This is a genomic window from Brevundimonas sp. (genome assembly GCF_046299595.1).
Lineage (GTDB): Bacteria > Pseudomonadota > Alphaproteobacteria > Caulobacterales > Caulobacteraceae > Brevundimonas.
Window position 1 is genome coordinate 1,690,743 of record NZ_JBKBHQ010000001.1, and the last position, 25,944, is coordinate 1,716,686.

The following is a 25,944-nucleotide window of genomic DNA, read 5'->3' on the forward strand; positions in this document are numbered from 1 at the left end:
GTTCAGGTGCGGGGCGAGAGGCGAAACGGGCCTCAGGCCGCAGGGGGTGGCCCGGCGAGCACGTCACGCTTTCCGGCATGGTTGGCCGGGCTGACAACGCCCTCGTTTTCCATGCGTTCCATGAGCGAGGCCGCACGGTTGTAGCCGATCTGGAGGCGGCGCTGGATATAGCTGGTCGAGGCCTTGCGATCGCGCGTGACGATGGCGACGGCGCGGTCATAGAGATCATCGCCCGAGCCGCCCTCTCCGCCGCCGCCGAACGGGTCGCTGCCGCCGTCCTCGTCGTCGCCCGAGGTGACTTCGTCCAGATAGTCCGGCGCGCCCTGAAGGCGCAGGTGCTGGGCCACGGCCTCGACCTCGGCATCGGAGACGAACGGGCCGTGCAGGCGCGTGATGCGCCCGCCGCCGGCCATGTAGAGCATGTCGCCCTGGCCCAGAAGCTGCTCGCCGCCCTGCTCGCCCAGGATGGTGCGCGAGTCGATCTTGGAGGTGACCTGGAAGCTGATGCGCGTGGGGAAGTTGGCCTTGATGGTGCCGGTGATGACATCGACCGAGGGGCGCTGGGTGGCCATGATCAGGTGGATGCCCGCCGCGCGGGCCATCTGGGCCAGGCGCTGGACCGCGCCTTCCACGTCCTTGCCCGCCACCAGCATCAGGTCGGCCATCTCGTCCATGACCACGACCAGATAGGGCATGGGCTCGGGCCGGATCTTCTCGGATTCATAGACCGGGCGGCCCTGATCGTCGAAGCCGGTCTGGACGGTGCGCTCGAAGTGCTCGCCCTTCTCCAGCGCCTCGCGGGCCCTCTGGTTGTAGGAGGCGATGTTGCGCACGCCCAGCTTCGACATGCGCCGGTAGCGGTCCTCCATCTCGCGCACGGTCCACTTCAGCGCGACCACGGCCTTCTTGGGATCGGTCACGACGGGGCTGAGCAGGTGCGGGATGCCGTCATAGACCGACAGCTCCAGCATCTTGGGGTCGATCATGATGAAGCGGCACTCGGCCGGGGTCAGGCGATAGAGGATCGACAGGATCATGGCATTGACCCCCACCGACTTGCCCGAGCCGGTGGTGCCCGCGATCAAAAGGTGCGGCATGCGCGCCAGGTCCGCCACATAGGGCTCGCCGCCGATGGTCTCGCCCAGCGCCAGCGGCAGCAGGTGCGCGGGCTTGTCATATTCGGACGAGGCCAGCAGGTCGCGCAGGTAGACGGTCTCGCGGCGCGCGTTGGGCAGCTCGATGCCGATGGCGTTGCGTCCCTGAACCACCGAGACACGGCACGCACGCGCGCTCATGGAGCGGGCGATGTCGTCGCTGAGCGCCACCACGCGGGCATGCTTGACGCCGGGGGCGGGGGCCAGCTCGTAGAGGGTCACGACCGGGCCGGGGCGGATCTGGTCGATGACCCCGCGCACGCCGAACTCGGCCAGCACGCTCTCGAGCATGCGCGCGTTCTGTTTCAGGGCCTGCTCGTCCACGCTGGCGGAGCGCCCTTTTGGCCGGGCGAGGATGCCCAGCGCAGGCAGGGAAAAGCCGCCGCGGTCCTCGCGGGCGAACTCGAACACGCCCTGACCTTCGGTCTCGGCCCGGCGCGAGGGCTTGGCGGCGCGGCTCTCGCGCACGCGCGGCTCGCTGTCCGGCGCAGGCGAGGGCTCTCGCGCAAGGTCTCTGGTGGGCTCCGGCATGAGCGAGGGCGCGCCCTGGGCACGGGGAGCTGCGGGGGAGGCAGGCTCGGTTACGCGCGCCTGGCGCACGCGCACGCGGCTGCCCTTGCGCACGGGCGCGGCGGGGCGGCTGCGGGCCGAGGCCCTGCCGATGTGGCGCAGCGCGCGCACGTCATCGCCCTTCAGTCCCAGCGCATGAGCGAGGCCCGCCAGGGCGCCCGCCGCCAGCAGCAGGCCCGCAATGATGCCCGCGCCGGGGATGCGCGCAAAACCGATCAGTCCGGCGATGAGCGCGTGCAGCCCGTCGCCCCACAGGCCGCCGAGGCCTGCCGACAGCGGCCAGGCGGCAGGGTCGGCCAGAGACGACAGCGCCCCCGACAGGGCCAGAATGCCCCCCAGCGCGGTCCAGCCGCGCCAGCGCCCGAGCCTGAGCCAGCGGGGCTGGCCATGGTCGATGGCCGCCGCGATGCCGAATGCACTCACCAGCAGCAGGGCGGGCCAGGCCGCCAGCCCCAGCGACTGCATGAACAGGTCTGCGGCCACGGCGCCGGAGCCGCCCAGCCAGTTGGTCGCCGCATCGGCGCTGGCGGCATTCCAGCTGGGATCCAGCGGATTCCACGACAGCAGGGCCGCCAGTCCCATCACGCCCGCGATGGCGACGACGCAGCCGCGAAAGCGCGCCACCAGCGGCATGTTCCACAGGATGCGAACGCCCTCGAAGGTGCGCTGGCTGATGGCCATGGCAGCGGACATGACGGCCTCCGGGACAGTGATGCGCCCTATTTGCCGGGTGTGTGGTTAAGGGCTCATTTACTGACCTGTCGCCCGCAGCGATCAGCCGCAGGTTCAGGGTAAGGTTCGGGGGCTGCGGGGTGTGGACGCACAGGCGCGCTTGCGCCCATAACAGCAGCCATGAGCCAGAACAGCGAACCCGTCTTCGACCTGATCATCGCAGGGGGCGGCCTGACCGGTGCCACGCTCGCCCTGGCGGCGCAGGAAGCGGGCCTTGATGTGTGCGTGCTGGAGGCGCGCGTGCCGGACCCGCAGGTCGATGCGGCCTTCGACGGCCGCGCCACGGCCCTGGCCTTCACCAGCTTTCGCATGCTCAGGGCGCTGGGTCTCGGTGAGGCGCTGGAGCCGCACGCCAGCCCCATGCGCCGCATTCTGGTGACCGACGGGCGCAGGCCCGGCGCGGCGCGCGGTGCGGCCATGAGCAGCTTCCTGCGCTTCGAGGCCGACGAGATCGACGCGCAGGCCGATGGCGAGCCGCTGGGTTATCTGGTCGAGAACCGCATCCTGCGCGCCGCCCTCAACCGCGCCCTGATCGAGCGCGGGATCAAGGTGGTGGCTCCGGTGAAGGTGGCCGATGTCACTGTCCATGATGCCCACGCCAGCGTCATTGCCGAGGATGGGCGCCAGTTGCGCGCGCGCGTCATCGCAGGCGCCGAGGGCCGCGCCTCGAAGGTGCGGGACTGTGCGGGCATACGCACCATCGGCTGGACCTACGGCCAGGCGGGGGTGGTGGCCACCGTGGGGCTGTCGCGGCCCCATGACGACATCGCCCACGAATATTTCCTGCCCGACGGTCCTTTCGCCATCCTGCCCCTGACCGGCCAGCGCGCCAGCCTGGTCTGGACCGAATCCGCACGCCGGGCGCAGAGTCTGATGGCCACGGGCGAGGATGGCTTCATGGCGCATCTGAACCGGCGCTTCGGCGAGTTTCTGGGGCCGGTCAGCCTTCAGGGCCCGCGCTTTTCCTATCCTTTGTCGCTGAGCTATGCCGAGCACAGGACGGGTGCGCGCACGGCGCTGGTGGGCGATGCGGCCCAGGCGGTTCACCCGGTGGCGGGACAGGGGCTCAACATCGGCCTGCGCGACGTGGCCTCGCTGGTCGAGGTGCTGGCCGAAGCGAAGCGCCTGGGCGAGGACATCGGCAGCGCCGCGGTGCTGGAGCGTTATGCGCGCTGGCGCCGGTTCGACTCGGTGGTGCTCGCGGCCAGCTTCGATGGCTTCGTGCGCCTGTTCTCCAACGACAACCCGCTGCTGCGCGTGGCGCGTGGAGTGGGCATGAGCGCGGTGAACAGGGTTCCGGCCCTGCGACGCGCCTTCATGATGCAGGCGGGCGGCGCGCTGGGCGATCTGCCGCGGCTGCTGCGCGGTGAGCGGGTGTAGGGACGGGCGCAAGACCCGCCCCTGCTCCGCGTCAGATGAGCTTTGCCATGGCGATGGCCGTGTCGCTCATGCGCGTGGCAAAGCCCCATTCGTTGTCATACCACGACAGCACGCGCGCCAGCTTGCCCTCGATCACCTGGGTCTGGGGCAGGGCAGCGGTAGAGCTGGCCGCGATGTGGTTCATGTCCATGGACACGACCGGATCGGTGGTGGTCGCCAGAACGCCCTTCATGGGGCCGTCGGCGGCGGCTTTCAGGGCGGCATTGATCTCCTCGACCGAGGTGTCGCGCCCGGTCACGACCTTGAGGTCGACCACCGAGACATTGGGCGTGGGCACGCGGATCGACGAGCCGTCCAGCTTGCCCTTCAGCTCGGGCAGGACGAGGCCCACGGCCTTGGCCGCGCCCGTCGAGGTCGGGATCATGGACAGGGCCGCACCGCGCGCGCGGTAGAGATCCTTGTGCATGGTGTCGAGGGTCGGCTGATCGCCCGTATAGGCGTGGATGGTGGTCATGTAGCCGCGCTCGATGCCGACCAGATCGTGCAGCACCTTGGCGATGGGCGCGAGGCAGTTGGTGGTGCACGACGCATTGGAGACCACCATGTCGTCAGAGGTGAGGGTGTCGTGATTGACGCCGTACACGATGGTCTTGTCGGCATTGTCGGCCGGGGCCGAGACCAGCACGCGCCGGGCACCGGCATCGAGGTGGGCGCTGGCCTTGTCCTTTGCGGTGAAGATGCCGGTGCACTCGAACGCGATGTCCACCCCCAGGTCGCCATGGGGCAGTTTGGCCGGATCGCGCTCGCTCGTGACGCGGATCCTGCCGAGGCCCACGTCGATCCAGTCCTCGCCCGCCTCGACCGTGCCGGGGAAGCGGCCGTGCACGCTGTCATAGCGCAGCAGGTGGGCGTTGGTGGCCACGGGGCCGAGATCGTTGATGGCCACGACCTCGATGTCGCGGCGGCCATGCTCGACGATGGAACGCAGAACCAGACGGCCGATGCGGCCAAAGCCGTTGATGGCGACGCGGACGGTCATGGGCTTGTCTCCTGAGGCGATGGGTTTCGTTGACGCGCTTGTGAAACCTGGGCGGCAAAGTTTCAACCCTTTGCGGGGCCTTGTGCGGTCCGCCGCCCGTCACAGCGTGCGAGCAAATGTGACAGGAGCAGGGGAAGCGCGGCCTTGAGCGTGCCGAAATCCTGACCTAGCCATGGGGACATGACGCAGGCGAAACGGTTGCTGATCCGCACGCGCGCGATGCTGCTGGCACTCCTCGCGGGGGTGCTGGGCGCAGGCGCGGCGCTGCCTGCCCTGGCACAGGGCGCGATGACGAACCCGGCCATCGAGGTCGAGAGCGTCTCGCTTCATCCGCCCGCCCCGCCGCGCGAGCGGGCGCGCATGAACCAGAGGGTGTTCGACGCGGTCTGGAACACGGTCAACCGCGAATACTACGACACCGCTTTCAACGGGGCGGACTGGCGCGGCGCGCGCGCGCGCTTCCGCCCGCAGGCCATGGCGGCGCGCAGCGATGCCGAGCTTTATGCGGTGCTGGATCAGATGATGGCCCTGTTGCGCGACGACCATGCCAGCGTCTCGCCGCCCACCCGCCTGCTGGCCGAGGCCCGCTCGCGCCAGACCCGTGCGGTGATCGGTGTCAGCCTGAGGCGCGAGAACGGCGTCTATCGCATCGACGAGGTGCGCGAGGACTCTCCGGCGTGGGACGCCCGGTTGCAGGCGGGCTGGTATATCATCAGCGCCGACGGAGCCCCCTTCGAGCCGGCCACGCCGCTGAGCGACAATGTGCCCGTGAGCCTCGCCCTGCGCGACGAGGCCGGAGAGGTGTTCGCGCGCACCGTGACGCCGCGCGTGATGGCGCCGCGCCCGGTGTTCGAGGCGGTATGGGCCTCGCCCGAGGTCATGCGCCTGCGGATCGACGGCTTCGAGCCGGGACTGGGGGCATGGGTCGGGGCCACGGTGAGCGCTCTGCCGCCGGGCACGCCGCTGATCCTCGATTTTCGCGGCAATGCGGGCGGCAGGCTGAACGAGGCGCAGAATCTGATCTCGTGTTTCGTGCCCGCAGGCGAGGTCTGGCTGACCCGCTATCACCGGCGCGGGCGGCCCCAGCCGATGACACTGGTGGAGGGCTGTGGCCCGGTGCGCGCTGCCCTGACCAACCCGCTGGTGGTGCTGGTGGACCAGAACAGCCGCAGCGCCTCGGAGCTGGTGCCCGCCGCCATGCAGATGATGGACCGGGCGCTGGTGATCGGGGTGCAGACCCCCGGCGCGGTGCTGGCCTCGCAGGACACCCGCCTGCCCGATGGCGGCCGCCTTACCTTGAGCCGCGCGGACCTGCGCCTGGCCGATGGCACGCGGCTGGAAGGGCGCGGCGTCATCCCCGACCGGGTGGTGGAGATCACGCCAGAGGACCGCGCGGCCCGCCGCGATCCGGTGCTGTCCGCGGCGCTGGAGGCGCTGGTGCCTGAAGCTGGGGCACGCTGAGCGCTCTCAGGCACCCAGCCAGTCGGGGATGGCATCAAGCGACAGCATCGCCTCATAGTCGGGGCGCGGGCGCACGACGGCAAAGCGTCCGCCATCCACCAGCACCTCGGGCACGAGCAGGCGCGAGTTGTAGCTGTGGCTCATGACAGCGCCATAGGCACCTGCGCTCATGAAGGCGACGGCCTCTCCTGCTGAGAGTGGCGCCAGAGGCCGGGCGCGCGCAAAGGTGTCGCCGCTCTCGCACACCGGCCCGACCACATCAAAGGGCGTCATTTCCGCTGAAGGAGCGCTCTGGCGCAGGGGGCGAAGGTCGTGCCACGCATCATAGAGCGCCGGGCGCATCAGATCGTTCATGGCCGCGTCCAGAACCAGAATGCGCGTGCCCCACGGCCGCTCGGTCACCTGAATGACCCGCGAGACCAGCACCCCGGCATTGGCCGCGATCATGCGTCCGGGCTCAAGCACCAGCGAGACATCGAGGCCGTCCAGCGTCTCGGCGACCATGGCGGCATAGGCCTCGGGGCCGGGCGGGGGCGGCTGATCAAAATAGGGCACGCCCAGCCCGCCGCCCAGATCGAGGCGGCTGACGCTGTGGCCATCGGCCCGCAGCTGCGAGGTGAGCGCGCGCAGGCTCTCGAAAGCGGCACGCAGGGGGGCAAGATCACGGATCTGGCTGCCGATGTGGCACGCGAGGCCTACGGGGTTGAGCGATGGATCGGCATGGGCGCGGGCATAGAGCGCGAGGGCTTCCTCGGGTGGCACCCCGAACTTGTCGTCGCGCCCGCCGGTGGTGATCTTGGCGTGAGCGCCCGCGCCGACCTGGGGATTGACGCGCACGGCAATCTCGCAGGTGCGCCCCATGGCGCGCGCGCGCGCGGACAGGCGCTCCATCTCGGGCGCGGACTCGACATTGATCTGGTACACGCCCTGCGCCAGAGCGAGGTCCAGCTCCTCGTTGCTCTTGCCGACGCCTGAAAAGACGATGGTGCCCGGCGCCATGCCCGCTTTCAGCGCCCGGCGGATCTCTCCGCCTGAGACGGTGTCCGCCCCGAGGCCCTCGCGCGCCAGCACGCGCAGCACGGCGAGGTTGGAGTTGGCCTTGACGGCAAAGGCGATCAGGGGCGGCGCCCCGCGCCAGTGGGCGGCGAAGGCGTCCTTCAGCACCCTGGCGTGGTGGCGCAAGGTGGCGGTGGAATAGACATAGACCGGCGTGCCGACCTCACGGGCGATCAGGTCAAGGGGCACATCCTCGCAATGAAGATGGCCGTGCACATAGCCGAAGTGGTCCACGAGGCCCCGCGATCAGGTCAGCGGTCGGGACGGTTGCCGGCACCGCCGCGAGGATTGCTCGGCCCCCCGTCGATGGGAAGCTGGCGCGGCGGCTGGTTGACCGTGCCGGGCTCGACGACATCGGGGCCGGTGGACGAGCGCTGGGCCCGCTCGGTCTCGCGCGGGGGCTCCAGATCGGCATAGCGGCCGCACGCGGCGACAGCGGCCATCATCAGGGCGGCGAGCGCCAGCGTGGCAAGGCGAGTGGGGCGAATCTCTGGGCTGATCTCTGGTCTCACAGCATTTCCTTCCATTGGCGGATGCGCGCACGCACCTGATCGGGGGCCGTACCGCCATGGGACTGGCGGCTGTTGACCGAGGCCTTCACGGACAGAACCTCATAGATGCCCGAATGGATGCGCGGTTCAAGGCTCTGGAGCTGGTCCAGCGACAGATCGTCCAGCCCGACGCCCGCCGTCTCCGCCATCATGACCGCGCGCCCGGTGATGTGGTGGGCCTGGCGGAAGGGCAGGTTCAGCTCGCGCACCAGCCAGTCGGCCAGATCGGTGGCGGTCGAATAGCCCGATCCCGCCGCCGCCAGCATACGGCCTTCGTCCGGGCGCAGGGCGCGCACCATGGCCAGGGTCGCATTGAGCGCCAGCATCAGGGCATCCATGGCCTCGAACACCGGCGGCTTGTCCTCCTGCATGTCCTTGGAATAGGCCAGCGGCAGGCCCTTCATGACCGTGGACAGCGCCACGAAAGCGCCCGTCAGCCGCCCGGTCTTGGCGCGCACCAGCTCGGCGGCATCGGGATTGCGCTTCTGGGGCATGATCGACGAGCCGGTGGTCAGGTCATCGGGCAGGCGCACGAAGCCGAACTGGGGCGTCATCCACACCACGATCTCTTCAGACAGGCGCGAGAGGTGACCGCCGAGGATCGAGGCTGCCGCCAGCACCTCAAGGGCGAAGTCGCGCGCCGAAACGGCATCGAGGGAGTTGCGCATGGGCCGCTCGAAGCCGAGGACGGCTGCCGTGCGGTGCCGGTCGATGGGAAAGGGCGATCCGGCCAGGGCGGCAGCGCCCAGCGGACATTCGTTCAGACGCGCGCGCGCATCCTGAAAGCGCCCCCGGTCGCGCGCCAGCATCTCGACATAGGCCATCAGGTGATGGCCGAAGGTGACGGGCTGGGCCGGTTGCAGGTGGGTGAAGCCGGGCATGATGACCTCGGCATGGCGCTCGGCCTGATCGAGCAGGGCGCGCTGCACCTCGGTGATAAGGGCCATGACCTGATCGGCCTGCTCGCGCACCCACAGGCGAAAGTCGGTGGCGACCTGATCGTTGCGCGAGCGCGCGGTGTGCAGCCGCCCGGCCGCCTCGCCGATCAGCTCGGCCAGACGCGCCTCGATGTTCATGTGGATGTCCTCGAAGGCCTCGCGGAAGGGAAAGCGCCCCTCGCTGATCTCGGCCTCGATCTGGTCCAGCCCCGACAAGATGGCGTCCGCGTCCTCGCGCCCGATGATGCCGCTGGCCGCCAGCATCTCGCAGTGGGCGCGCGAGCCCTCGATGTCCTGACGCCACAGGCGCTGGTCGGTGCCGATGGACACATTGATCGCCTGCATGACATCTGCGGGCTTGGCTGAGAAGCGTCCACCCCATAGGCTCTGTCCGGTGGGCTGTCCGGGCGTTTCCGGCGGCGATATGGGAGGCGGGGCCATGGCAGAGACCTCAGGTTCGGGTGGCGGGCCGCAGACGGACGAGCCAAAGGCGCGCTCGCCGCTGGGCTGGCTGGTGGTGTTGCTGGTGGCCGCGGGGCTGCTCGCCGTCACGACGCTGGGCGTCCTATACGCCATGAGGCTGGGCCCTTTCCAACAGCAAGTTGAGGCCACAGCCGGGCAAAGCGCGCTGTCACGCTATGCCACTGGCTCGATCGCCAGCCTGAACACCCCTGCCGAGCCTGAGCCCATCATCGCCTACACCTTTCAGGACCGCGCGGGAGAGCCCGTCGATTTCAGCGCCTTTCAGGGCCAGATCACGGTGGTGAACCTGTGGGCCATGTGGTGCGCGCCGTGCCGCATCGAGATGCCCACACTGGCCGCCCTGCAACGCCACTACGACCCGGCGGTGCTGAAGGTGGTGGCGATCAATGTCGACACGGGCGAGGACGCCATCAGCAATGCGCGCAGCTTTCTCGACGTGAACGAGCCGCTGGAGTTCTATTCCGATCCGACCTTCCGCCTGCCCTTCGAACTGCCGGGCGGGCAGCTCATGCCCCAGACCTATGTGCTGGATCGCCAGGGGCGCATCGTGGCGTGGAAGGCCGGCGAGGCGGACTGGTCGAGTCCCGAGGCGCGCGCGCTGTTCGATGCCCTGATCGCCGACGGGAGCTGACGGGCCTCGGGGGCCTCATGCATCCCAGGGCCGCGCGCCACCACCGAAGTCGTTGATGGTCTCGAACAGGGCGGTCAGCTCGGCGCGCTCCTGCTGGCCGATCTCTGGCTTCCAGACATCGAAGATCAGGATCACGCGATCATGAGTGCTGTCGTTCCACGCCTCGTGCTCGATGGTGTCGTCAAAGCCCCAGGCCACGCCCTCGCGCCACGGCCGCGTCTCGTGACCGACGCGAAAGGCGCAGCCCTCGGGCACGATCAGGGGCAGGTGACAGATCAGGCGCGTGTTCATCAGGCCCGTGTGCGGCGGGATGCGCGCACCGCCCTTCAGCCTTGAGAACAGCACCGAGGGCGTTCGGTCCTCGATGCGGGTGAGCGGCATCTCTTCGAGTGCAGCCATGGTGGCCGGGCAGGTGCGCGCGGTCTGCTCGATCTCGTGGCCGTCGCGGACCAGATAAAGCGCGCTCCAGTCATCGTTGCCCGCCATGCCTGCCTGACCGGTGTTGGGGCGATCGGCGCGCGTCTCGACGTAGGGGGCGAACGCCGCCTCGGCGCGCATCAGGGCGGACAGCTCCTCGCGGATGGCCGGAAAGGCCGCCTCGATGGCATCGAGACAGGGCAGGGTCTCGCGCGGATAGAAACCGATGTCGGCAAGGCCCGGATAGTAGAAATAGCGCGGCTGCTGGCGATAGGCGCGCGTCTCGCCCAGCAAGGTGCCCAGCGCATGGGCGAAGCGCGCCGAGGTCTGGCCGGGGGTGACGCCGCGCGCGGCCAGACCCTCGTTCAGATGGGCGGCGAAGCGCGCGCTGATGTCGAGGCACGCCTGCTCCACGCGGCGCAGGTCCGCGATCAGGGCTGCGGGCAGGTTGCTCGCTCCGTCCGCCAGCTTGAGCGCGCTCTGATAGAAGCTGGCCCCTGCACGCAGGTCGCCAAGGGCCACGAAGCCGTCGCCGCGAAAGATCAGGGCGGGAATGTTGCGCGGCTCGCGGCGCAGCACCTCGTCGATGGCCGCAAGCGCGCCGGGCCAGTCGTCGAGCCCGCGCCGGGCATAGGCCAGGCCGAAGAAGGCGCGTGCATCGGCTCCGGGATGGGCGCAGACGCGCGCGAATCCGGCGGCGGCCTCATCGAAACGGCCCTGTTGCAGGGCGATACCGGCGCTGTTGGCCTCGCGGGCGGGGTCGTAGGCGGTGCTCATTGCCCCACGCTGGCGCGCAGGCCTGATGGCGTCAATGGCCGAGGCACGGGTCCGCTCAGTGCTCTTCCTCGAAGCGGCAGCCGACCAGATCGGCAAGGGCGTCCAGCGCGGCCTCGGCATCGGGCCCCTCGGCGCTGATCTCGATGGTGGAGCCGATGCCAGCGCCCAGCATCAGCAGGCCCATGATCGAGCGCGCGTCCACGGTGCTGCCCTCGCGGCTGACGCGGATGTCGGCCTCGAAGCCCGACGCCAGCTTGACGAACTTGGCCGAGGCGCGCGCGTGCAGCCCGCGGCTGTTGCAGATCTCGATCACGCGCGAGAGGGCCGCCACCGCTCAGCCCGCGGCGCGGTCGGGCTTGAGCAGCCACGAGGCCGCCGCGATGTATTTGCGCCCCGCCTCGACCGCCTGGGCCACGCAGGCCTCGAAGGGCTCGCGCCCGCGAATCCCGGCCAGCTTGATGAGCATGGGCAGGTTGATGCCGCACAGCACCTCGGCGCGCGTCTCCTCCATGGTCGAGATGGCCAGATTGGACGGGGTGCCACCGAACATGTCGGTCAGCAGGATCACGCCCGCGCCCTCGTCGACGGCCGAGGCCGCCGTGAGGATGTCGCGGCGCCGCCGCTCCATGTCGTCGTCCGCCTCGATGCAGACGGCGGCCACGTTGCGCTGTGGCCCGACGACGTGCTCCATGGCGGCGAGAAACTCGCGCGCCAGCCCGCCGTGGGTGACGATGACAAGACCGATGACGCGCTCACTCATGCTTTCGGCGGACTTCATCCACGCCCCTGCGGGGGCACCTCAGGCTCAAGCCATAGGACGAGACGGGCGTTCAGGGAAGACGCCTTCGCGTCACACCGGGCCAGCACGCAGGTGATCGAGGGCGGCGATCAGGCGCTCGGGCGTGGCGGGCTCGCGCAGGCGCAGGTCGAGTGCGGGCACGCTCACGCCCTCAAGGGTGCGGACTCCGGGTTCGGGCAGGCGCTCAGGCAGCGTCTCGCCGCAGTCCGTGACCGCAAGGGCGATGCGGGCCAGATCGAGGCCGGTGCAGGCGATGATGCCCACATGGCGCACCTCGATCAGGCCCTTCAGGCGCTCAGGGGCCGCCCCATAGAGCCGCCCGCTGCTCGGCCAGACGCAGACGCGGTCGTCCGCGACCAGACGAAAGCCGCGCGCGCACATCCTGAGGGCCAGATCGCTCTTGCCCGAACCGCTCGGCCCGAAGATCAGCACGCCCTGCCAGCCGAAGGGGCGATGGCGCGCGACCAGGCTGGCGTGCAGGGTGTCAGACCCGCGCATGGGGCAGTTCGACCACGAAACGCGCACCCGCCACCGTTCCGTCCGCGCTCATGCGGTTCTCGGCGTGGATCAGGCCGTCATTCGAGGTGACGATCTGGCGGGCGATGGACAGGCCAAGGCCGGAGTTGTTGCCAAAGGCCGTGCCGCGCGGGCGCGAGGTGTAGAAACGCTCGAAGACGGTTTCGAGGTTCTCGGGCGGAATGCCGGGGCCGTCATCCTCGATGATGATGCGGATAGGCCTGAGCGGGTCGTCGCCCTCGTCGAGGCAGACTCGCACCTCGCCGCCCGGCGGGCTGAACGAGCGGGCGTTGTCGATCAGGTTGCGGAACACCTGACCCAGCGGGCCTTCGCGGCTGACCACCTCGACCGGCTCGTCCGGGGCGGTGAGGCTCACGCTCACGTTCTCGGCACCCACGGCGGGATCATAGGTGGCGATGATGTCGCCCAGCAGGCGCGTCAGGTCGATGGGCCGGGGCGCATCGCGCGACAGTTCCGCATCGAGGCGCGAGGCATTGGAGATGTCGGTTATCAGGCGGTCGAGGCGGCGCACGTCCTGTTGCAGCACCGCGATCATGCGCGCCTTGGCGCTGTCGTCCTTCACCAGCTCCAGCGTCTCGATGGCCGAGCGGATCGAGGTGAGGGGGTTCTTGATCTCGTGGGCCACATCGGCGGCGAAGCGCTCGATGGCATCCATGCGGTTGGACAAGGTGGCGGTCATGGTCTCGAGCGAGCGGGCCAGATCGCCGATCTCGTCCTCACGCCGCTCCAGATCGGGAAGCGAGATGGCGCGCGCGCGCTCCAGGCGCACCTGATCGGCCGCGGACGCCAGGCGCAGAACGGGTCGGGCGATGAACAGATGCAGCAGGAACGAGGTCAGCAGGCTGACGCCGAAGGCGACGATGGCAAAGGGCGTCAGGGCGCGCCGCTGGGCCGAGAGAATCTCCTCCACGTCGCCTGCCTCGAGCGTCAGGACCCCCAGCACGCTCTGCACATGGCGGATGGGGATGGAGACCGACACCACCTGATCGCCGCTCTCGGACAGGCGCAGGCCCCGCTGGGTCTCGCCATCCAGCGCCGCGTCGACCTCGTTGCCCAGCGCGATGCGCGCGCGCTCAAGCCGCGCCTGTTCCTGTTCGGGGTTGATGCGGCTGCGCTCGGCCGAGCCCGATGGCCGGGCCGGGGGCAGGGGCTCTCCGGCAATGATCTCGGTGACGTTGTAGCTGTCGGCCACCAGAAGGCCGTCGATGTCGAACAGGCGCGCGCGCTGACCCTGGGGCACGAAGTTGTCGCGCAGCAGCAGGGCGGCACCCAGCGCATCAAAGGCGGGGAAGGGCTCGCCGCGCGTCACCTGTGTCTCGCCCAGCAGATTGGACAGAAGCTCGGCCTGGGCCTCCAGCGAATCGAGGCGCGCATCCACCAGCCCGCGCCGCCACTCGTTCAGCGCCAGGGCGCCAACGAACAGGATCATCAGGCTGAGCAGGTTCAGGAAAAGGATCAGCCCGCCGAGCCGCGAGCCGGGAAAGCGCCAGCGCGAGAGCGTGTGGCGGGCCCTCAGGCGGCGCCTTGACGGGAGGGTCGGGCCCTCAGCTTTCCCGGTAACGGTATCCGACGCCATAAAGGGTTTCTATCGCGTCGAACTCGGGATCGACCACCCGGAACTTCTTGCGCATCCGCTTGACGTGGCTGTCGATGGTGCGGTCGTCCACATAGACCTGATCGTCATAGGCGGCGTCCATCAGGCTGTCGCGGCTTTTCACGAAGCCGGGGCGCTGGGCCAGCGCCTGCAAGAGCAGGAACTCGGTCACGGTCAGCTTCACGGGCTTGCCGTCCCAGGTGCACTCGTGGCGCGCCGGGTCCATGGACAGCTTGCCCCGGCGGATGGCGCGGGTGTTGGCGGCCTCGGCATCGCCGGCCGCATCGCCCGTCTCGGTGCCCGCACGGCGCAGAACGGCCTTGACGCGCTCCAGCAGCAGGCGCTGGCTGAAGGGCTTGTGCATGTAGTCGTCGGCCCCGAGGTTGAAGCCGAGCACCTCGTCGATCTCGTCGTCCTTGGAGGTCAGGATGATGACCGGCAGGCTGGAGTTCTGGCGCAGGCGACGCAGCACCTCCATGCCGTCCATGCGCGGCATCTTCACGTCGAGAATGGCCAGATCGGGCGGATCGCTCTCCAGTGCGGCAAGGCCCGCCGCGCCGTCATGATAGGCCTTCACGGTGTGGCCGTGGCTCTCGAGTGCCACCGAGACCGAGGCGACGATGTTCTCGTCGTCGTCCACCAGGGTGATCTTGGCCATGGAGTTTCACCTCAATCCTAAATGGTCCGCACGGGCCGAAATGGTCCGCACGGGCCGAGATGGTCCGCACGGGATGTAGGAGCGGGCGCGCGATTGCGCCGTGGCCCTTAAACGCACGCCCCCGCCAAATGTTCGCTTTCGCCCGCTGCGCGGCGGGCGGGGCGGGCAGACCGCGTCGCGGGCCATCACGACCAGCTAGGCGGTATTCGCGGCGAGACTACGGCAAGGCTTGTCGTGCTGCAACGCTGGGTGGGTGCATGCCCTAACCCGTGCTTAAGCCCTGTGTGTCATGGTGCCCGCTCACCACCGGCAATGAGGGCGAACAGGCTCCGCACCGGGGGATCATGGCTTCAGAGGGCGAGTATCGCGTGATGGCGGGTCCGGTTCACTTCGAGGTCTATACGCGCAAGACCGTGCAGTCGCCCTGGGCGCTTCTGCAGGCGACGGAGGTGCGCGCTCAGGCCTTCGAGGTCGCCGAGGAGATGCTGGCGGACAAGCGCGCGGTTGCGGTGCGCGTGACCAAGGAAACCCTCGACATCGACACCATGGAGTTCCAGAGCGTCACCGTGCTGCAACGCGGTGCGCCCGAGCCGCCCAAGCCGCGCTCGGTCAGGAACGAGGGCCATCAGTCCAACTGCAACGCGCCTGCCGATCTCTATACGCCCCATGCCCGCGAGCTGATCGCCCGTGTTCTCGAGGACTGGCTGGGACGTCACGGCGTGACGGCCTTTGAGCTGATGCATCGGCCCGATCTGGTCGAGAAGCTGGAAGCCTCGGGCGTCGAGTATCAGCACGCCATCCAGAAGATCGCCGTGCCCGAGGCCCAGGATACCGGCCAGCCGGTGCACGAGCTGGTGCGCCACTATCAGCGGCTGGGCGATGGCGCCATGGAGCGGGTGATCCGCACGGGCAAGAAGGGTCGCTTTGCCGATCTGGGCACCGAGACCATTGCCCGCGTGGCGGTGCGGCTGGCCGAGGATCCCGAGCGCGCGTTCCTGATGGGCGGGACGGTGGCGCGGTATCTGGCGCCCGCGCGCAACTGGCGTGACCGGCTGACCCGGCTGGTGGACCTGGCCGATGCGGCACCCAAGGACGGACAGCCGCGTGCCCTGTGCCTGGTGGCCATAGAGCAGGTGCTGATCGAGATGGTGGGCTCGGGCGCGGCCATGGCCGAGATCATCGGCCCCTCGCTCGATCTGGGCGAGACCCTGGCGGTCATGGCGCGCATGGCCGCCCCGCGCGAGGTCGAGGCCCTGATCGCCAGCGATGCGCGCCTCGGCGAGCTGATCCCGCCCATCGAGGGGCCGACGGCGCGGCTGGCGGATCAGCTTTCGTCCGGCTTCTATCCGCTCTTGTCCAATGCCATGGCGCGCCGGGTGCTGCGCGAACTGATGAGCCCCAGGCGCCTGCGCCGGCGCGATGCGGTCGGAGAGATCGAGATCCTGCGCGCCCTGGCCATGGCCCTGACCGCTTCGGCGGGGCGGCTGCTGTCGCTTGACGATGTGCAGAACGCCTTTGTCGAGCGCTCCAAGGCGCTGGTGACGGCGGATTTCGTGGGTGCCTACATCGGTCAGGGCCTCAGCGCGCCGGAGGAGGCCGAGGCCCTGCTGAAGCTGTGCGAGAACGTCACCGGGCTGGCCAACAAGCGCGCCGCCGGGCGCTGGCTGTCGGCCACGGTCTGCTCGCTGCGGCTGGAGAAGGCCGTGCGCGAATGGAACCGGCCCGCAGGCGCGCGGCTGCACTGGCTGGCGAGCGTGCAGCGCGGGGTGCGCCTCGCAGGCCTGCCCGAGAAGGAAAACGACGAGATCACCGAGGCGCTCGGGCGGCTGGGCTGCCTTGTCGAGGCCGATGCACGCCTGATCAGTGGCCTTGCCCGCACCGGCGCGCCCGTGCTTCAGAAGGTGACGGCCCTGCTGCGCATGGCCACGGGCGAGAGCGCGCCGCTTGGCCCCGCCAGCGAGCGGGCCAGGGCCGAGGCGCTGAAGCTGCTGCGCCAGCCCGGCACCCGCGCTGCCCTCGCAGAGACGCCCGATGCGCTCGGCCCGATCCGCACCCTGATGGCGAGCGCCGGGCTGGGCTCGGGCATGGCTGCCTAGAGAGGCCGCCCAGAGAGGGCCGTCTAGAGCGGCTGCTCGAAGAAGCGCCGGATCAGCGCGGCATAGACATCGCGCAGGGCCGCGATTTCATCTACGTGCACGCGCTCGTCGATCTGATGGATGGTCTGGCCCACCAGACCCAGCTCCACCACCGGGCACAGGGCACGGATGAAGCGCGCATCGGACGTGCCCCCCGAGGTCGAGGCGACCGGGCGCGTGCCGGTCACGGCCTCGACCGTATCCTGCACCAGGGTGACGAAGGGGCCGGGCTCGGTCAGGAAGGCATCGCCCGACCACAGGGTCTCGACACGGACGGGAAGGGCGCGCAGCCCGGCGATGTGGTCGGCGCTCTCGCGCAGCCAGCGCGTCAGGCTCTCGCCCGAGTGGTTGGGGTTAAAGCGGATGTTCAGCCGCGCCGTCGCCTTTTCTGGAATGACATTGGTGGCGGGATTGCCCACGTCCAGCGTGGTGATCTCCAGATTGGAGGGCGGAAACTCGGGAAAGCCGTCATCGAGGCGATGGGCGCGCAGCACCTCCAGCAGGTCGAGCAGCACGGGGATGGGATTGGCGCCGCGCTCGGGATAGGCGACATGGCCCTGACGGCCCTCGACGGTGATCCAGGCGTTGAGCGAGCCGCGCCGCCCGATCTTGATGGTGTCGCCCAGCGCCAGCACCGAGGACGGCTCGCCCACCACGCAGGCGTCGATGACCTCGCCTTCGTCCCGCAACACCTCGACGACCGCCCGGGTGCCATGAATGGCGCGCCCCTCCTCGTCGCCGGTGATCAGCAGCGACAGCGACCCGCGCACCGCGCCTTCGGCCAGCACATCGTCCAGCGCCGCGATCCAGGCGGCGATGCAGCCCTTCATGTCGGCCGCGCCGCGCCCATACAGCACACCGTCCTCGATCTCGGCGGCAAAGGGCGGATGGCGCCATGCATCGAGCGGGCCTGGGGGCACCACGTCCGTATGACCCGCAAAGCACAGGTTCGGCCCCTCGCTGCCGCGCCGGGCATAGAGGTTCTCTATGCCCTCGAAGGCCATGCGGCGGCAGGCAAAGCCCAGCCGCTCCAGCTGGGCCTGCACCAGATCCATGGCCCCCTCGTCGGCGGGGGTGATGGAGGGAATGCGGATCAGGTCTTGCGTCAGGCGCACGGGATCGACAGATGCGTTCATGGCCCAGCTTTATGACGGGCCGCCGCCCGCGAGAAGGCCGTCATGCCGAAGATTGATCCTGAAACCGCCCCGACCGGCCACGGGACCAGCTATCCCGACGAGCACGCCGGGCCCTGTCTGGGCCGCAGGCGCTGGCGCCTTGGCGATGCGGCCGGTCTGAGCCAGTTCGGAGTCAACCTGCTGCAACTGTCGCCGGGCGACTGGTCCAGCCAGCGCCACTGGCACGAAGGCGAGGACGAGTTCGTGTGGGTGATCGAGGGGCAGGTGGTGCTGGTCGAGGAAGACGGCGAGACCATTCTGAACGCGGGCGACTGCGCGGGTTTCAAAGCTGGCGTGGCCAACGGCCACAAGATCGAGAACCGCTCTGGCGACGTGGCCGTCCTGCTTGAGGTCGGAACCCGCACACCGGGCGGCGACGCCTGCGACTATCCTGACATCGACATGGTCCTGCCAAAGGGGGCGGATCGCTATTTCCACCGCGACGGTACGCCCTATCCGAAGTATCAGCGGCGCACGTGAGCCTAGACGCCCCCGAAAATCCCGAACCGGGCCGCCTGCCCCGGCCCGAGGAAAGCCTTGGGCCGGAAAGTCCGTGGCGCATCCGCGACTTCCGCCTGCTTTGGCTGGGGCGTCTGGCGGCGGTGCTGGGCATCCAGACCCAGTCCTCGGCCCTCCTGTGGCAGGTCTATGAGATCGCGCGCCAGGACCATCCCATCGAGCAGGCGAGCCTTTATCTGGGACTGGTGGGCCTGGTGCAGTTCGTGCCCCTGCTGGCCCTGACCCTGCCTGCGGGCGAGATGGCCGACCGGCGCGACCGCAAGCGCACCGTGGCCGTATCCATCCTTGTCGAGGGGCTGTGCGCGGCCGCCTTTCTGGCCATGGCCCTGCACGGCGATCCGCCCCTGTGGGGCCTGCTGGCCGTGGCGGCGCTGTTCGGGGCTTGCCGGGCCTTTCTCGCGCCGGCCAGCCAGGCCTTCCTGCCCATGGTGGTGGGCCGCCGCGCCCTGCCCGCGGCCATCGCCGCCCAGTCCATCGCCTTTCAGGCCGGGGCCATCGCCGGACCGGCACTGGGCGGGGTGATCGTGGGCATCGCCCTGCCACTGGCCTATGCGGTGGCGGCGGGCCTGTTCATGCTGGCGCTGGCATCCTTCCTGCTGATCCGCACCTCGGGCAGGCCGCCGCGGGTGGCCACGGCCCTGTCGCGCATGGCCGCGGTGCGCGAGGGCCTCGCCTATGTGTGGCGCACCAAGATCGTGCTGGGGGCCATCTCGCTGGATCTGGTGGTGGTGCTGCTGGCGGGCGTGGCGCTGCTGACGCCGATCTTTGCGCGCGACATCCTCGACGTCGGCCCGGAAGGCTTCGGCTTTCTGCGCGCGTCCTTCGGGGTGGGAGCCCTGATGATGGCGCTTTACCTGTCGCGCTTTCCCATTCGCAGGCGCGGGGGACTGTGGATGTTCAGCGCCGTGGCCGTTTTCGGTGTCTGCACCCTGATATTCGGGCTGTCGCAGATCGTGTGGCTGTCGGGACTGGTGCTGCTGATCGGCGGGGCGGCAGACATGATCAGCGTCAATATCCGCCATACCCTGATCCAGCTCTCCACGCCCGATCACATGAGGGGGCGCGTCAGCTCGGTCTCCATGCTGTTCATCGGGGCCAGCAACGAGCTGGGCGAAGCCTATTCGGGCGTGATGGTGCGCCTGCTCGGCCCTGTGGGTGCGGCGGTGTTCGGAGGCTGCGGCGCGCTGGTGGCCACGGGGGCGTGGGCGCGCATGTTCCCGGCCCTGCGGCGGGCCGACAGGCTCTGACCTGCGGGCGGGCGCTGCTCGCGTGCCGCCCTAGTCGCGCAGAAGCTCGTTCACGCCGGTCTTGGCGCGGGTCCGGGCATCGACGCGCTTGACGATGACCGCGCAATAGAGCGACGGCCCGCCAGCGGGGTCGGGCAGGGCGCCGGGCACCACCACGGCATAGGGCGGAACCTCGCCGCGCGTGATCTCGCCGGTGGCGCGGTCCACGATCCTGGTCGAGGCGGACAGATAGACGCCCATGGCCAGCACCGCACCTTCGCGCACGATCACGCCCTCGGCCACCTCGGCGCGCGCGCCGATGAAGCAGTTGTCCTCGATGATGGTCGGGGTGGCCTGCAAGGGCTCCAGCACCCCGCCGATGCCCGCACCGCCCGAGATGTGAACATTGCGCCCGATCTGGGCACAGGAGCCGACCGTGGCCCATGCATCGACCATGGAGCCCTCGTCCACGAAGGCGCCGATGTTCACGAAGCTGGGCATCAGCACCACATTGCGCCCGATGTGCGCGCCGCGGCGCACGAGGGCACCGGGCACGGCGCGAAAGCCCGCGTCCTCGAAGTGGCTGGCCTTCCAGCCTGCGAACTTGTTGGGCACCTTGTCCCACCACGGCCCCACGCCGAGCGGTTCGTGACGGCCATTGTGCATGATGGTGTTGGGCTCGAGCCGGAACGAGAGCAGTACGGCTTTCTTCAGCCACTCGTGGGTGATCCAGGTGCCGTCGCCCTGACGCTCGGCGACGCGGAAGCGGCCCTCGTCCAGCAGGCCGATGGCCTCCTCGACCGCGCGGCGGGCCGGGCCCTTGCTCTGGGGGTTGAGCGAGGCGCGCTCGGCCCAGGCAGCTTCGATGTCGGCCTTGGTGGCGGCAAGATCGGCGGTCATGACGTGCGGTCGGTCCCTGGGGCTGGAGGAGAGGCTGGCGCGCCCGGCTGACCCGCATCGGCCAGCGGATGCAGGAAGGGCGCCAGGTGTTCGGTGCGGTGATGCACGAAAGGCGCGGTCGATGAAAGCCCGTGCGGTCCGACCAGCACCGTGGCCATGCCCATGTCGGCGGCAGGGGCGAGGTTCTTTTCCGTGTCCTCGAAGAAGGCGGCGCGGCGCGCCTCGACGCCGTGGCGGCGGGCCATGGTGTCGAAGGTCCACGGGTCGGGCTTGGGGCGCAGTTCGGCGGCCTCGATGTGGAACACGTCCTCGAACAGGTCGGCCAGCTCCAGCCGCTCCAGCACGCGCTCGGCATGGCGCGCGGAGCCGTTGGTGAACACCAGACGCCGCCCCGGCAGCCGCGCCAGCGCCGCCTTGAGCGAGGCGTCGGGCTCGAGGATGTCGAGCGAGACATCGTGGACGACATCAAGGAAATGGGCGGGGTCGATCCGGTGCTCGATCATCAGGCCCGCAAGGGTGGTGCCGTGCTCGAGAAGGTATTTGCGCTGCAAGGCCCGCGCCTCGTCGGCGGGCAGGCCCGTCACATGGCGCACATAGTCGCTGATGCGCGCCTCGATCAGACCCATGAACTCGGTCTCGCGCGGGTAGAGGGTGTTGTCGAGGTCGAACAGCCAGTGGCGAACCTCGCTCAGCGATGGTGGGCTCACGCCTTCACCATGGTTCCGGCACCATGCTCGGTGAACAGCTCGACCAGCATGGCATGGGGACGGCGCCCGTCCAGAATGACCACGGCCTCGACGCCCGCCTCGACGGCATTGATGGCGGTCTCAAGCTTGGGGATCATGCCGCCGGTAGCGACCTTGTCGGCGATCAGGGCGCGCGCATCGGCCACGCTCATCTGGCGGATGAGCTGGCCGTCGGCATCGAGCACGCCGGGCACATCGGTCAGCAGCAGCATGCGCTTGGCCCGCAGCGCGCCGGCCACGGCCCCGGCCACGGTGTCGGCATTGACGTTGTAGGTCTCGCCCGCCTCGGACACGCCGATGGGCGCGATCACGGGCACCCAGTCGGCATCCGAGCTGATCAGGCGCTCGATCAGCTTGGCGTCCACGCGCGTCGGCTCGCCCACGAAGCCAAGGTCCACCTGCTGCTCGATCATGCTGTCGGGATCGCGGCGGGTGCGGGTGGTGCGGGCCACCGTGAGCAGCCCCGCGTCCTTGCCCGACAGGCCGATGCCGCGCACGTCGGCCTGTTGACCGGCCATGGTGATCCAGTGGGCGATCTCCTTGTTGACGGCGCCCGACAGCACCATCTCGGCGATTTCCATGGTGTTCTGGTCGGTGACGCGCAGGCCGTCGACGAAGTTCGACTTCACGCCCGCCCGGTCCAGCATGGCAGAGATCTGCGGCCCGCCGCCGTGCACCACCACCGGGTGAACGCCCAGCAGCTTGAGCAGCACGATGTCGGCGGCGAACTGGCGCGCGACCGAACTCTCGCCCATGGCGTGACCGCCGTACTTGACCACCACCGTCTGGCGGTCATAGCGCTGGATGTAGGGCAGGGCCTCGGCCAGGGTCCGTGCCGTGGCCCAGCCGCGCTCCTCGGATTGACGAAGGCTTTCTTCCATGATGGCGGCGCGATAGCGCGATCATGTGACGCTGTCACGGCAAAGATGAGCGCAGGCCTCAGCCGGCGGCGGGGTCGACCGCCTTGCGCAGGGCGTCCTCGGGATCAAGCAGGCCGCACGCCAGAGCCGCCTCGGCGCGCAGCTCGGCCATGCCGATGCCCTTTTCGGACGAGGTGACGGCCACGCGCGGAAAGGCGGCCGGTCGCCGGGAGATGGCCCTGAGGGTCTCCTCGCGCACCTTTTCGCGCGCGGGTGGCTTGATCTTGTCGGCCTTGGTCAGGACGATCTGATAGCTGACGGCAGCCACGTCGAGGGCCTCAAGCGCCTCCTCGTCGACCTTTTTCAGGCCATGGCGGCTGTCGATCAGCAGATAGACCCGCTTCAAGGTGACGCGCCCGCGCAGGTAGTCGCGCCCCAGGTTCTGAAAGCGCTTCACCTCGCCCTTGGACGCCTTGGCCCAGCCATAGCCGGGCAGGTCGACCAGACGCAGCCGCCCGTCCAGATCGAAGAAGTTCACCTCGCGCGTGCGCCCCGGCTCGTTGGAGGCGCGCGCCAGCTTGTTCATGCCCACCAGCGCGTTGATCAGGCTGGACTTGCCCACGTTCGAGCGCCCGGCAAAGGCGATCTCGGGCAGGTCGGGCGCGGGCAGCTGCTCGATCTTGGCGCAGCCCATGACGAAGGTGGCCGGGCGCGCGAACAGCACCCGCGCGCTCTCCAGCGCCTCGTCCGTGAACAGGCTTGGCGCCGCTTCGCTCACCCTCACGCCTTCCTGAAGCGGGCGAGGAAGGTGTCGATGGGGTTCTCGGCCTTGAAGCGGCGCATGATCACATACTGCTGCAGGATCGAGAGCACGTTGTTCCATGCCCAGTAGATCAGCAGGCCCGCCGCGAACGGCGCCATGATGAAGGTGAACACGAACGGCAGGAAGGCGAAGATCTGGCGCTGGACCGGATCGGGCGGCGGCGGATTCATGGCCTGCTGCAGCCACATGGTCAGACCATAGAAGATCGGCAGGATGCCGATGTGCAGCGGCCCGTTGAACATGCTGCCGATGAAGCCCGGCAGCAGGGCCGGATCGAAGGGCAGCAGGCCGAACACGTTCCACACCGTGGTCGGGTCGCGCGCGGACAGGTCGCGGATCCAGCCGAAGAAGGGCGCGTGGCGCATCTCGATGGTGACGAACAGCACCTTGTAGAGGGCATAGAAGACCGGAATCTGCACCAGGATCGGCAGACAGCCCGCCAGCGGATTGATCTTCTCGCGCTGATAGAGCGCCATCAGCTCCTGCTGCTGCTTCTGGGGATCGCTGCCGTGCTTCTTCTTGATCTCCTCCATCTTGGGCGCGAGGTTGCGCATCTTGGAGAGGCTCTCGTAGGCCTTGTTGGCCAGCGGGAACAGGATCAGCTTGACCACCACGGTCAGCAGCAGGATGGCCACGCCGAAATTGCCCACCAGCCCGTAGAACCACTCCACGATCAGGAAGATCGGGCGGGTCAGGAACCAGAACATCCCCCAGTCGATGGCCTGGTCGAAGTTGGGCACGTTCAGGGTGCTTTCGTAGCCGCGCAGGATCTCGGCGCGCTTGGCCCCGGCGAACAGGTGCTGGGTCTCGCTGATCTGGCGGCCCGGATTGATGATGCGCGCCTGGCCCAGCATGTTGGTCTGATAGACCTCGGTGCCGCCGACCTGGGTGACACGGAACTCCATCTCGACATTGCGCTGCTGGTTGGGGATCAGGGCGGCCAGCCAGTATTTGTCGGTGATGCCGATCCAGCCCCCGTCCGAGCGGCGGCGCTCGGGGCGGTTCTTGGCCCAGTCGCCGTACTTGGACTGCTGCGAGACGAAGCGGCCGTTCTCGCCGAACACGCCGATGGCCCCTTCGTGCAGGATGAACCAGTTGCCCAGCCCCTCGGGCAGGCCCTGGCGGCGCACGGTGCCGAAGGGGGCCAGCGTCACCGGCTGGGTGCCCAGGTTGGCGACGGTGTCGGTGACGGTGAACATATAGTTCTCGTCGATCTCGATGCGCCGGGTGAAGCGCAGGCCCGCTCCGTTGTCATAGGTAAGGGTGATGGGGCGGCCCACGGCCAGGGTGTCGCCCTCGGTCAGTCGCCACTCGGTGCTGTCGTCGGGCAGGCCGGGGATGTTCTGACCCAGCCAGCCGAACTGGGCAAAGTATGAGAACTCGGCCCCGCGCGGGCGGAACAGTTCGACGGGCTGTTCGGAATCGAGGGTCTCGTTGTAGCGGCGCAGGAACAGGTCGTCGAAGCGCGCGCCGGTGAGCGACAGCGAGCCTTGCAGGGCCTCGGTCTCGATCTGGACGCGCGAGCCGGTCGAGAGCGCCTCGCGCCGGTCGACATAGATGGCGCTGTCCGGGCGTCCGACGGTGGCGGGGGCATCCAGGGCGGCCTCGGCCTCGCTGACGCCGATCTGGCCCTCGGTGCGTTCGCTGGCCGCAGGCTGGGCCGCCTCGCGCTGGCGCGTGACCGGGTCGAGCACGAAAATCTGATACAGGATCAGGATCGCGACGGTGCACACGACGAAAAGGATCGTGTTGCGCGCGTTGTCAGACTTCATGGAAGGTTCCTGTCGGCGTTCCGGGGTGCGCGCCTTTCGGGCGGGCGCCGGATCGTGCTCATGAATGCGTGTCGGGCTCCGGCGCGCTTGCGGCGGAAGAAGACTTGGCGGCGAGCCTTATCAGCGCGCTTTTCACATCGTCAAGCAAGCGTTCCCACGGGCGCGCCGGTGTTCCGGGCCGGGCGATGAACACATAGTCGCTGCCGGGCACGCCGTGAACGGGCACAAGCGCGCGCACCGCTTCGCGCAGGCGGCGCTTGGCCCGGTTGCGAAGCACCGCCCCGCCAACCCTTTTCGATGCCGTAAAGCCCACGCGGATCACCGCGCTGTCGTCGCCGCGCGCGCGCATCTGGACCACCACGGCCCCGCGCGGTTGGCTCGCCGCGCCTGCGGCCAGCAGGAAGTCGGCGCGCCGCGTCAGGCGATGGATCACGGGGGTGGGAGGGCTTTCGGATACGACAAAAGCCCCTTGCGGGGCTTTCGAGGTCTTGCAGGGGCCGGTATCTGACTTGCCGGGGTCTGGCTCGCTCATGGAAAAGACCTGAGAGAGAACCGGCCGTGATCGCGGGGCTGAAGCGCGAGGCTCCGGCCGGGTGATCAGGCGGTCAGGCGCTTGCGGCCCTTGGCGCGGCGACGGGCGACGATCTTCTGACCGTTCTTGGTGGCCATGCGCGCGCGGAAGCCGTGACGGCGCTTGCGCACAAGTCGGGACGGCTGATAGGTCCGCTTCACGAGACTGGCTCCGGGTAAGAGTGAACAAGGTGGCAGTAGGCAGAAAACCGCGCGACCGGGGCCACCTGGGGCCTCGCCGCAGCGGAAGGCGGGCGTATAGGACGGAACACGCGCGCCTGTCAACGCCTCTGCGCCTCTCAGCCTCGCTGAATGCCAATGAAATTGACAGTATCGTTTTCGCTGACGAAGCCGGTGCGGTCAGGGCCGGGCCGGATTGGGGTGGCCGGATTGGGGTGGCCGGATTGGGGTGGCCGGATTGGGGTGGCATGAGCCGTGCAG

General features: G+C 69.1%; 25 protein-coding genes. 6 read left to right on the top strand and 19 right to left on the bottom strand.

Features of this window, described 5'->3' with window-relative positions; translation table 11 throughout:
- Positions 1-32: 32 nt before the first annotated feature.
- Positions 33-2,417, bottom strand: coding sequence for a DNA translocase FtsK 4TM domain-containing protein (locus ACK4E3_RS08300; RefSeq protein ID WP_409699048.1), 2,385 nt, complete (start codon positions 2,415-2,417; stop codon positions 33-35).
- A gap of 159 nt (positions 2,418-2,576) precedes the next feature.
- On the opposite strand from ACK4E3_RS08300, the gene ACK4E3_RS08305 reads away from it, so the two are divergent.
- On the top strand, positions 2,577-3,836 hold the full coding sequence (locus tag ACK4E3_RS08305) for a UbiH/UbiF/VisC/COQ6 family ubiquinone biosynthesis hydroxylase (protein WP_409699051.1): 1,260 nt from the start codon (positions 2,577-2,579) through the stop codon (positions 3,834-3,836).
- A gap of 31 nt (positions 3,837-3,867) precedes the next feature.
- Here the strand turns inward: ACK4E3_RS08305 and gap are convergent, their stop codons facing one another.
- On the bottom strand, positions 3,868-4,875 hold the full coding sequence (gene gap / locus ACK4E3_RS08310; protein ID WP_409699054.1) for a type I glyceraldehyde-3-phosphate dehydrogenase: 1,008 nt from the start codon (positions 4,873-4,875) through the stop codon (positions 3,868-3,870).
- 180 nt (positions 4,876-5,055) lie between these two features.
- Between gap and ACK4E3_RS08315 the strand changes: the two genes are divergently transcribed.
- Positions 5,056-6,336, top strand: coding sequence for a S41 family peptidase (locus tag ACK4E3_RS08315; protein ID WP_409699057.1), 1,281 nt, complete (start codon positions 5,056-5,058; stop codon positions 6,334-6,336).
- A 6-nt stretch (positions 6,337-6,342) separates the two neighbouring features.
- Here ACK4E3_RS08315 and lysA read toward each other — a convergent pair whose 3' ends face one another.
- From lysA to argH, 3 genes are read right to left on the bottom strand one after another with little or no spacing between them, the layout of a single operon-like run.
- Positions 6,343-7,626 carry a diaminopimelate decarboxylase gene (lysA, locus tag ACK4E3_RS08320; RefSeq protein WP_409699060.1) on the bottom strand — a complete coding sequence of 428 codons (1,284 nt, stop codon included), beginning with the start codon at positions 7,624-7,626 and terminating at the stop codon, positions 6,343-6,345.
- Between the two features lie 17 nt (positions 7,627-7,643).
- On the bottom strand, positions 7,644-7,904 hold the full coding sequence (locus tag ACK4E3_RS08325) for a hypothetical protein (protein WP_409699063.1): 261 nt from the start codon (positions 7,902-7,904) through the stop codon (positions 7,644-7,646).
- Positions 7,901-9,322: an argininosuccinate lyase gene (gene argH, locus ACK4E3_RS08330; RefSeq protein WP_409699066.1), complete on the bottom strand. Its 1,422-nt coding sequence runs from the start codon at positions 9,320-9,322 to the stop codon at positions 7,901-7,903. Before argH ends, ACK4E3_RS08325 begins: the two co-directional genes overlap by 4 nt.
- Between argH and ACK4E3_RS08335 the strand changes: the two genes are divergently transcribed.
- Entirely contained in the window at positions 9,321-9,995 is a 675-nt protein-coding gene (locus ACK4E3_RS08335) for a TlpA family protein disulfide reductase (protein ID WP_409699069.1), read from the top strand. The genes argH and ACK4E3_RS08335 overlap by 2 nt on opposite strands.
- 15 nt (positions 9,996-10,010) lie before the next feature.
- On the opposite strand, the gene ACK4E3_RS08340 is transcribed toward ACK4E3_RS08335, so the two are convergent.
- The 6 genes from ACK4E3_RS08340 to ACK4E3_RS08365 all read right to left on the bottom strand — a co-directional run bounded on the left by ACK4E3_RS08340 (position 10,011) and on the right by ACK4E3_RS08365 (position 14,777).
- Positions 10,011-11,189 carry an aspartyl/asparaginyl beta-hydroxylase domain-containing protein gene (locus tag ACK4E3_RS08340; protein WP_409699072.1) on the bottom strand — a complete coding sequence of 393 codons (1,179 nt, stop codon included), beginning with the start codon at positions 11,187-11,189 and terminating at the stop codon, positions 10,011-10,013.
- A gap of 55 nt (positions 11,190-11,244) precedes the next feature.
- Positions 11,245-11,520, bottom strand: a complete 276-nt coding sequence (locus tag ACK4E3_RS08345; RefSeq protein WP_409699075.1) for an HPr family phosphocarrier protein — start codon at positions 11,518-11,520, stop codon at positions 11,245-11,247.
- A gap of 3 nt (positions 11,521-11,523) precedes the next feature.
- Positions 11,524-11,949: a PTS sugar transporter subunit IIA gene (locus ACK4E3_RS08350; RefSeq protein WP_409699078.1), complete on the bottom strand. Its 426-nt coding sequence runs from the start codon at positions 11,947-11,949 to the stop codon at positions 11,524-11,526.
- Between the two features lie 90 nt (positions 11,950-12,039).
- Positions 12,040-12,486: an HPr kinase/phosphorylase gene (locus tag ACK4E3_RS08355; protein WP_409699080.1), complete on the bottom strand. Its 447-nt coding sequence runs from the start codon at positions 12,484-12,486 to the stop codon at positions 12,040-12,042.
- Positions 12,473-14,101: an ATP-binding protein gene (locus ACK4E3_RS08360; protein WP_409699083.1), complete on the bottom strand. Its 1,629-nt coding sequence runs from the start codon at positions 14,099-14,101 to the stop codon at positions 12,473-12,475. The genes ACK4E3_RS08355 and ACK4E3_RS08360 overlap by 14 nt, the downstream gene beginning before the upstream one ends.
- Complete coding sequence (locus ACK4E3_RS08365) at positions 14,070-14,777, bottom strand: response regulator transcription factor (protein WP_409699087.1); 708 nt, start codon at positions 14,775-14,777, stop codon at positions 14,070-14,072. Before ACK4E3_RS08365 ends, ACK4E3_RS08360 begins: the two co-directional genes overlap by 32 nt.
- A gap of 344 nt (positions 14,778-15,121) precedes the next feature.
- On the opposite strand from ACK4E3_RS08365, the gene ACK4E3_RS08370 reads away from it, so the two are divergent.
- Positions 15,122-16,873, top strand: a complete 1,752-nt coding sequence (locus tag ACK4E3_RS08370; RefSeq protein WP_409699090.1) for a hypothetical protein — start codon at positions 15,122-15,124, stop codon at positions 16,871-16,873.
- Between the two features lie 23 nt (positions 16,874-16,896).
- Here ACK4E3_RS08370 and dapE read toward each other — a convergent pair whose 3' ends face one another.
- Complete coding sequence (gene dapE, locus ACK4E3_RS08375; protein WP_409699093.1) at positions 16,897-18,048, bottom strand: succinyl-diaminopimelate desuccinylase; 1,152 nt, start codon at positions 18,046-18,048, stop codon at positions 16,897-16,899.
- A 42-nt stretch (positions 18,049-18,090) separates the two neighbouring features.
- Between dapE and ACK4E3_RS08380 the strand changes: the two genes are divergently transcribed.
- The gene (locus ACK4E3_RS08380) at positions 18,091-18,567 is read left to right on the top strand and encodes a cupin domain-containing protein (RefSeq protein ID WP_409699096.1); all 477 of its coding nucleotides are present in this window, start codon (positions 18,091-18,093) and stop codon (positions 18,565-18,567) included.
- A 35-nt stretch (positions 18,568-18,602) separates the two neighbouring features.
- A complete protein-coding gene (locus ACK4E3_RS08385; protein WP_409701187.1) occupies positions 18,603-19,853 on the top strand; it encodes an MFS transporter in 1,251 nt (416 codons plus the stop codon).
- A gap of 30 nt (positions 19,854-19,883) precedes the next feature.
- On the opposite strand, the gene dapD is transcribed toward ACK4E3_RS08385, so the two are convergent.
- The 7 genes from dapD to rpmH all read right to left on the bottom strand — a co-directional run bounded on the left by dapD (position 19,884) and on the right by rpmH (position 25,665).
- Complete coding sequence (dapD, locus tag ACK4E3_RS08390; RefSeq protein WP_409699098.1) at positions 19,884-20,732, bottom strand: 2,3,4,5-tetrahydropyridine-2,6-dicarboxylate N-succinyltransferase; 849 nt, start codon at positions 20,730-20,732, stop codon at positions 19,884-19,886.
- The gene (locus ACK4E3_RS08395; protein ID WP_409699101.1) at positions 20,729-21,439 is read right to left on the bottom strand and encodes a pyrimidine 5'-nucleotidase; all 711 of its coding nucleotides are present in this window, start codon (positions 21,437-21,439) and stop codon (positions 20,729-20,731) included. The genes dapD and ACK4E3_RS08395 overlap by 4 nt, the downstream gene beginning before the upstream one ends.
- The gene (gene argB, locus ACK4E3_RS08400; RefSeq protein WP_409699104.1) at positions 21,436-22,359 is read right to left on the bottom strand and encodes an acetylglutamate kinase; all 924 of its coding nucleotides are present in this window, start codon (positions 22,357-22,359) and stop codon (positions 21,436-21,438) included. The genes ACK4E3_RS08395 and argB overlap by 4 nt, the downstream gene beginning before the upstream one ends.
- A gap of 58 nt (positions 22,360-22,417) precedes the next feature.
- Positions 22,418-23,116: a ribosome biogenesis GTP-binding protein YihA/YsxC gene (yihA, locus tag ACK4E3_RS08405; RefSeq protein ID WP_409699108.1), complete on the bottom strand. Its 699-nt coding sequence runs from the start codon at positions 23,114-23,116 to the stop codon at positions 22,418-22,420.
- Between the two features lie 2 nt (positions 23,117-23,118).
- Complete coding sequence (gene yidC / locus ACK4E3_RS08410; RefSeq protein WP_409699111.1) at positions 23,119-24,933, bottom strand: membrane protein insertase YidC; 1,815 nt, start codon at positions 24,931-24,933, stop codon at positions 23,119-23,121.
- Between the two features lie 58 nt (positions 24,934-24,991).
- Entirely contained in the window at positions 24,992-25,465 is a 474-nt protein-coding gene (rnpA, locus tag ACK4E3_RS08415) for a ribonuclease P protein component (RefSeq protein ID WP_409699114.1), read from the bottom strand.
- 65 nt (positions 25,466-25,530) lie between these two features.
- On the bottom strand, positions 25,531-25,665 hold the full coding sequence (rpmH, locus tag ACK4E3_RS08420; RefSeq protein WP_125255230.1) for a 50S ribosomal protein L34: 135 nt from the start codon (positions 25,663-25,665) through the stop codon (positions 25,531-25,533).
- Positions 25,666-25,944 lie beyond the last annotated feature (279 nt).

What these genes read in the sequence shown, in the direction of transcription:
- ACK4E3_RS08370 (WP_409699090.1), top strand. Translation starts at nt 15,122, where the DNA reads ATGGCTTCAGAGGGCGAGTATCGCGTGATGGCGGGTCCGGTTCACTTC.
- ACK4E3_RS08305 (WP_409699051.1), top strand. Translation starts at nt 2,577, where the DNA reads ATGAGCCAGAACAGCGAACCCGTCTTCGACCTGATCATCGCAGGGGGC.
- ACK4E3_RS08380 (WP_409699096.1), top strand. Translation starts at nt 18,091, where the DNA reads ATGCCGAAGATTGATCCTGAAACCGCCCCGACCGGCCACGGGACCAGC.
- argB (WP_409699104.1), bottom strand. Translation starts at nt 22,359, where the DNA reads ATGGAAGAAAGCCTTCGTCAATCCGAGGAGCGCGGCTGGGCCACGGCA.
- ACK4E3_RS08315 (WP_409699057.1), top strand. Translation starts at nt 5,056, where the DNA reads ATGACGCAGGCGAAACGGTTGCTGATCCGCACGCGCGCGATGCTGCTG.
- ACK4E3_RS08350 (WP_409699078.1), bottom strand. Translation starts at nt 11,949, where the DNA reads ATGAGTGAGCGCGTCATCGGTCTTGTCATCGTCACCCACGGCGGGCTG.
- argH (WP_409699066.1), bottom strand. Translation starts at nt 9,322, where the DNA reads ATGGCCCCGCCTCCCATATCGCCGCCGGAAACGCCCGGACAGCCCACC.
- gap (WP_409699054.1), bottom strand. Translation starts at nt 4,875, where the DNA reads ATGACCGTCCGCGTCGCCATCAACGGCTTTGGCCGCATCGGCCGTCTG.
- ACK4E3_RS08365 (WP_409699087.1), bottom strand. Translation starts at nt 14,777, where the DNA reads ATGGCCAAGATCACCCTGGTGGACGACGACGAGAACATCGTCGCCTCG.
- ACK4E3_RS08340 (WP_409699072.1), bottom strand. Translation starts at nt 11,189, where the DNA reads ATGAGCACCGCCTACGACCCCGCCCGCGAGGCCAACAGCGCCGGTATC.
- dapD (WP_409699098.1), bottom strand. Translation starts at nt 20,732, where the DNA reads ATGACCGCCGATCTTGCCGCCACCAAGGCCGACATCGAAGCTGCCTGG.
- ACK4E3_RS08335 (WP_409699069.1), top strand. Translation starts at nt 9,321, where the DNA reads ATGGCAGAGACCTCAGGTTCGGGTGGCGGGCCGCAGACGGACGAGCCA.
- yidC (WP_409699111.1), bottom strand. Translation starts at nt 24,933, where the DNA reads ATGAAGTCTGACAACGCGCGCAACACGATCCTTTTCGTCGTGTGCACC.
- dapE (WP_409699093.1), bottom strand. Translation starts at nt 18,048, where the DNA reads ATGAACGCATCTGTCGATCCCGTGCGCCTGACGCAAGACCTGATCCGC.
- ACK4E3_RS08300 (WP_409699048.1), bottom strand. Translation starts at nt 2,417, where the DNA reads ATGTCCGCTGCCATGGCCATCAGCCAGCGCACCTTCGAGGGCGTTCGC.
- ACK4E3_RS08360 (WP_409699083.1), bottom strand. Translation starts at nt 14,101, where the DNA reads ATGGCGTCGGATACCGTTACCGGGAAAGCTGAGGGCCCGACCCTCCCG.
- ACK4E3_RS08355 (WP_409699080.1), bottom strand. Translation starts at nt 12,486, where the DNA reads ATGCGCGGGTCTGACACCCTGCACGCCAGCCTGGTCGCGCGCCATCGC.
- rnpA (WP_409699114.1), bottom strand. Translation starts at nt 25,465, where the DNA reads ATGAGCGAGCCAGACCCCGGCAAGTCAGATACCGGCCCCTGCAAGACC.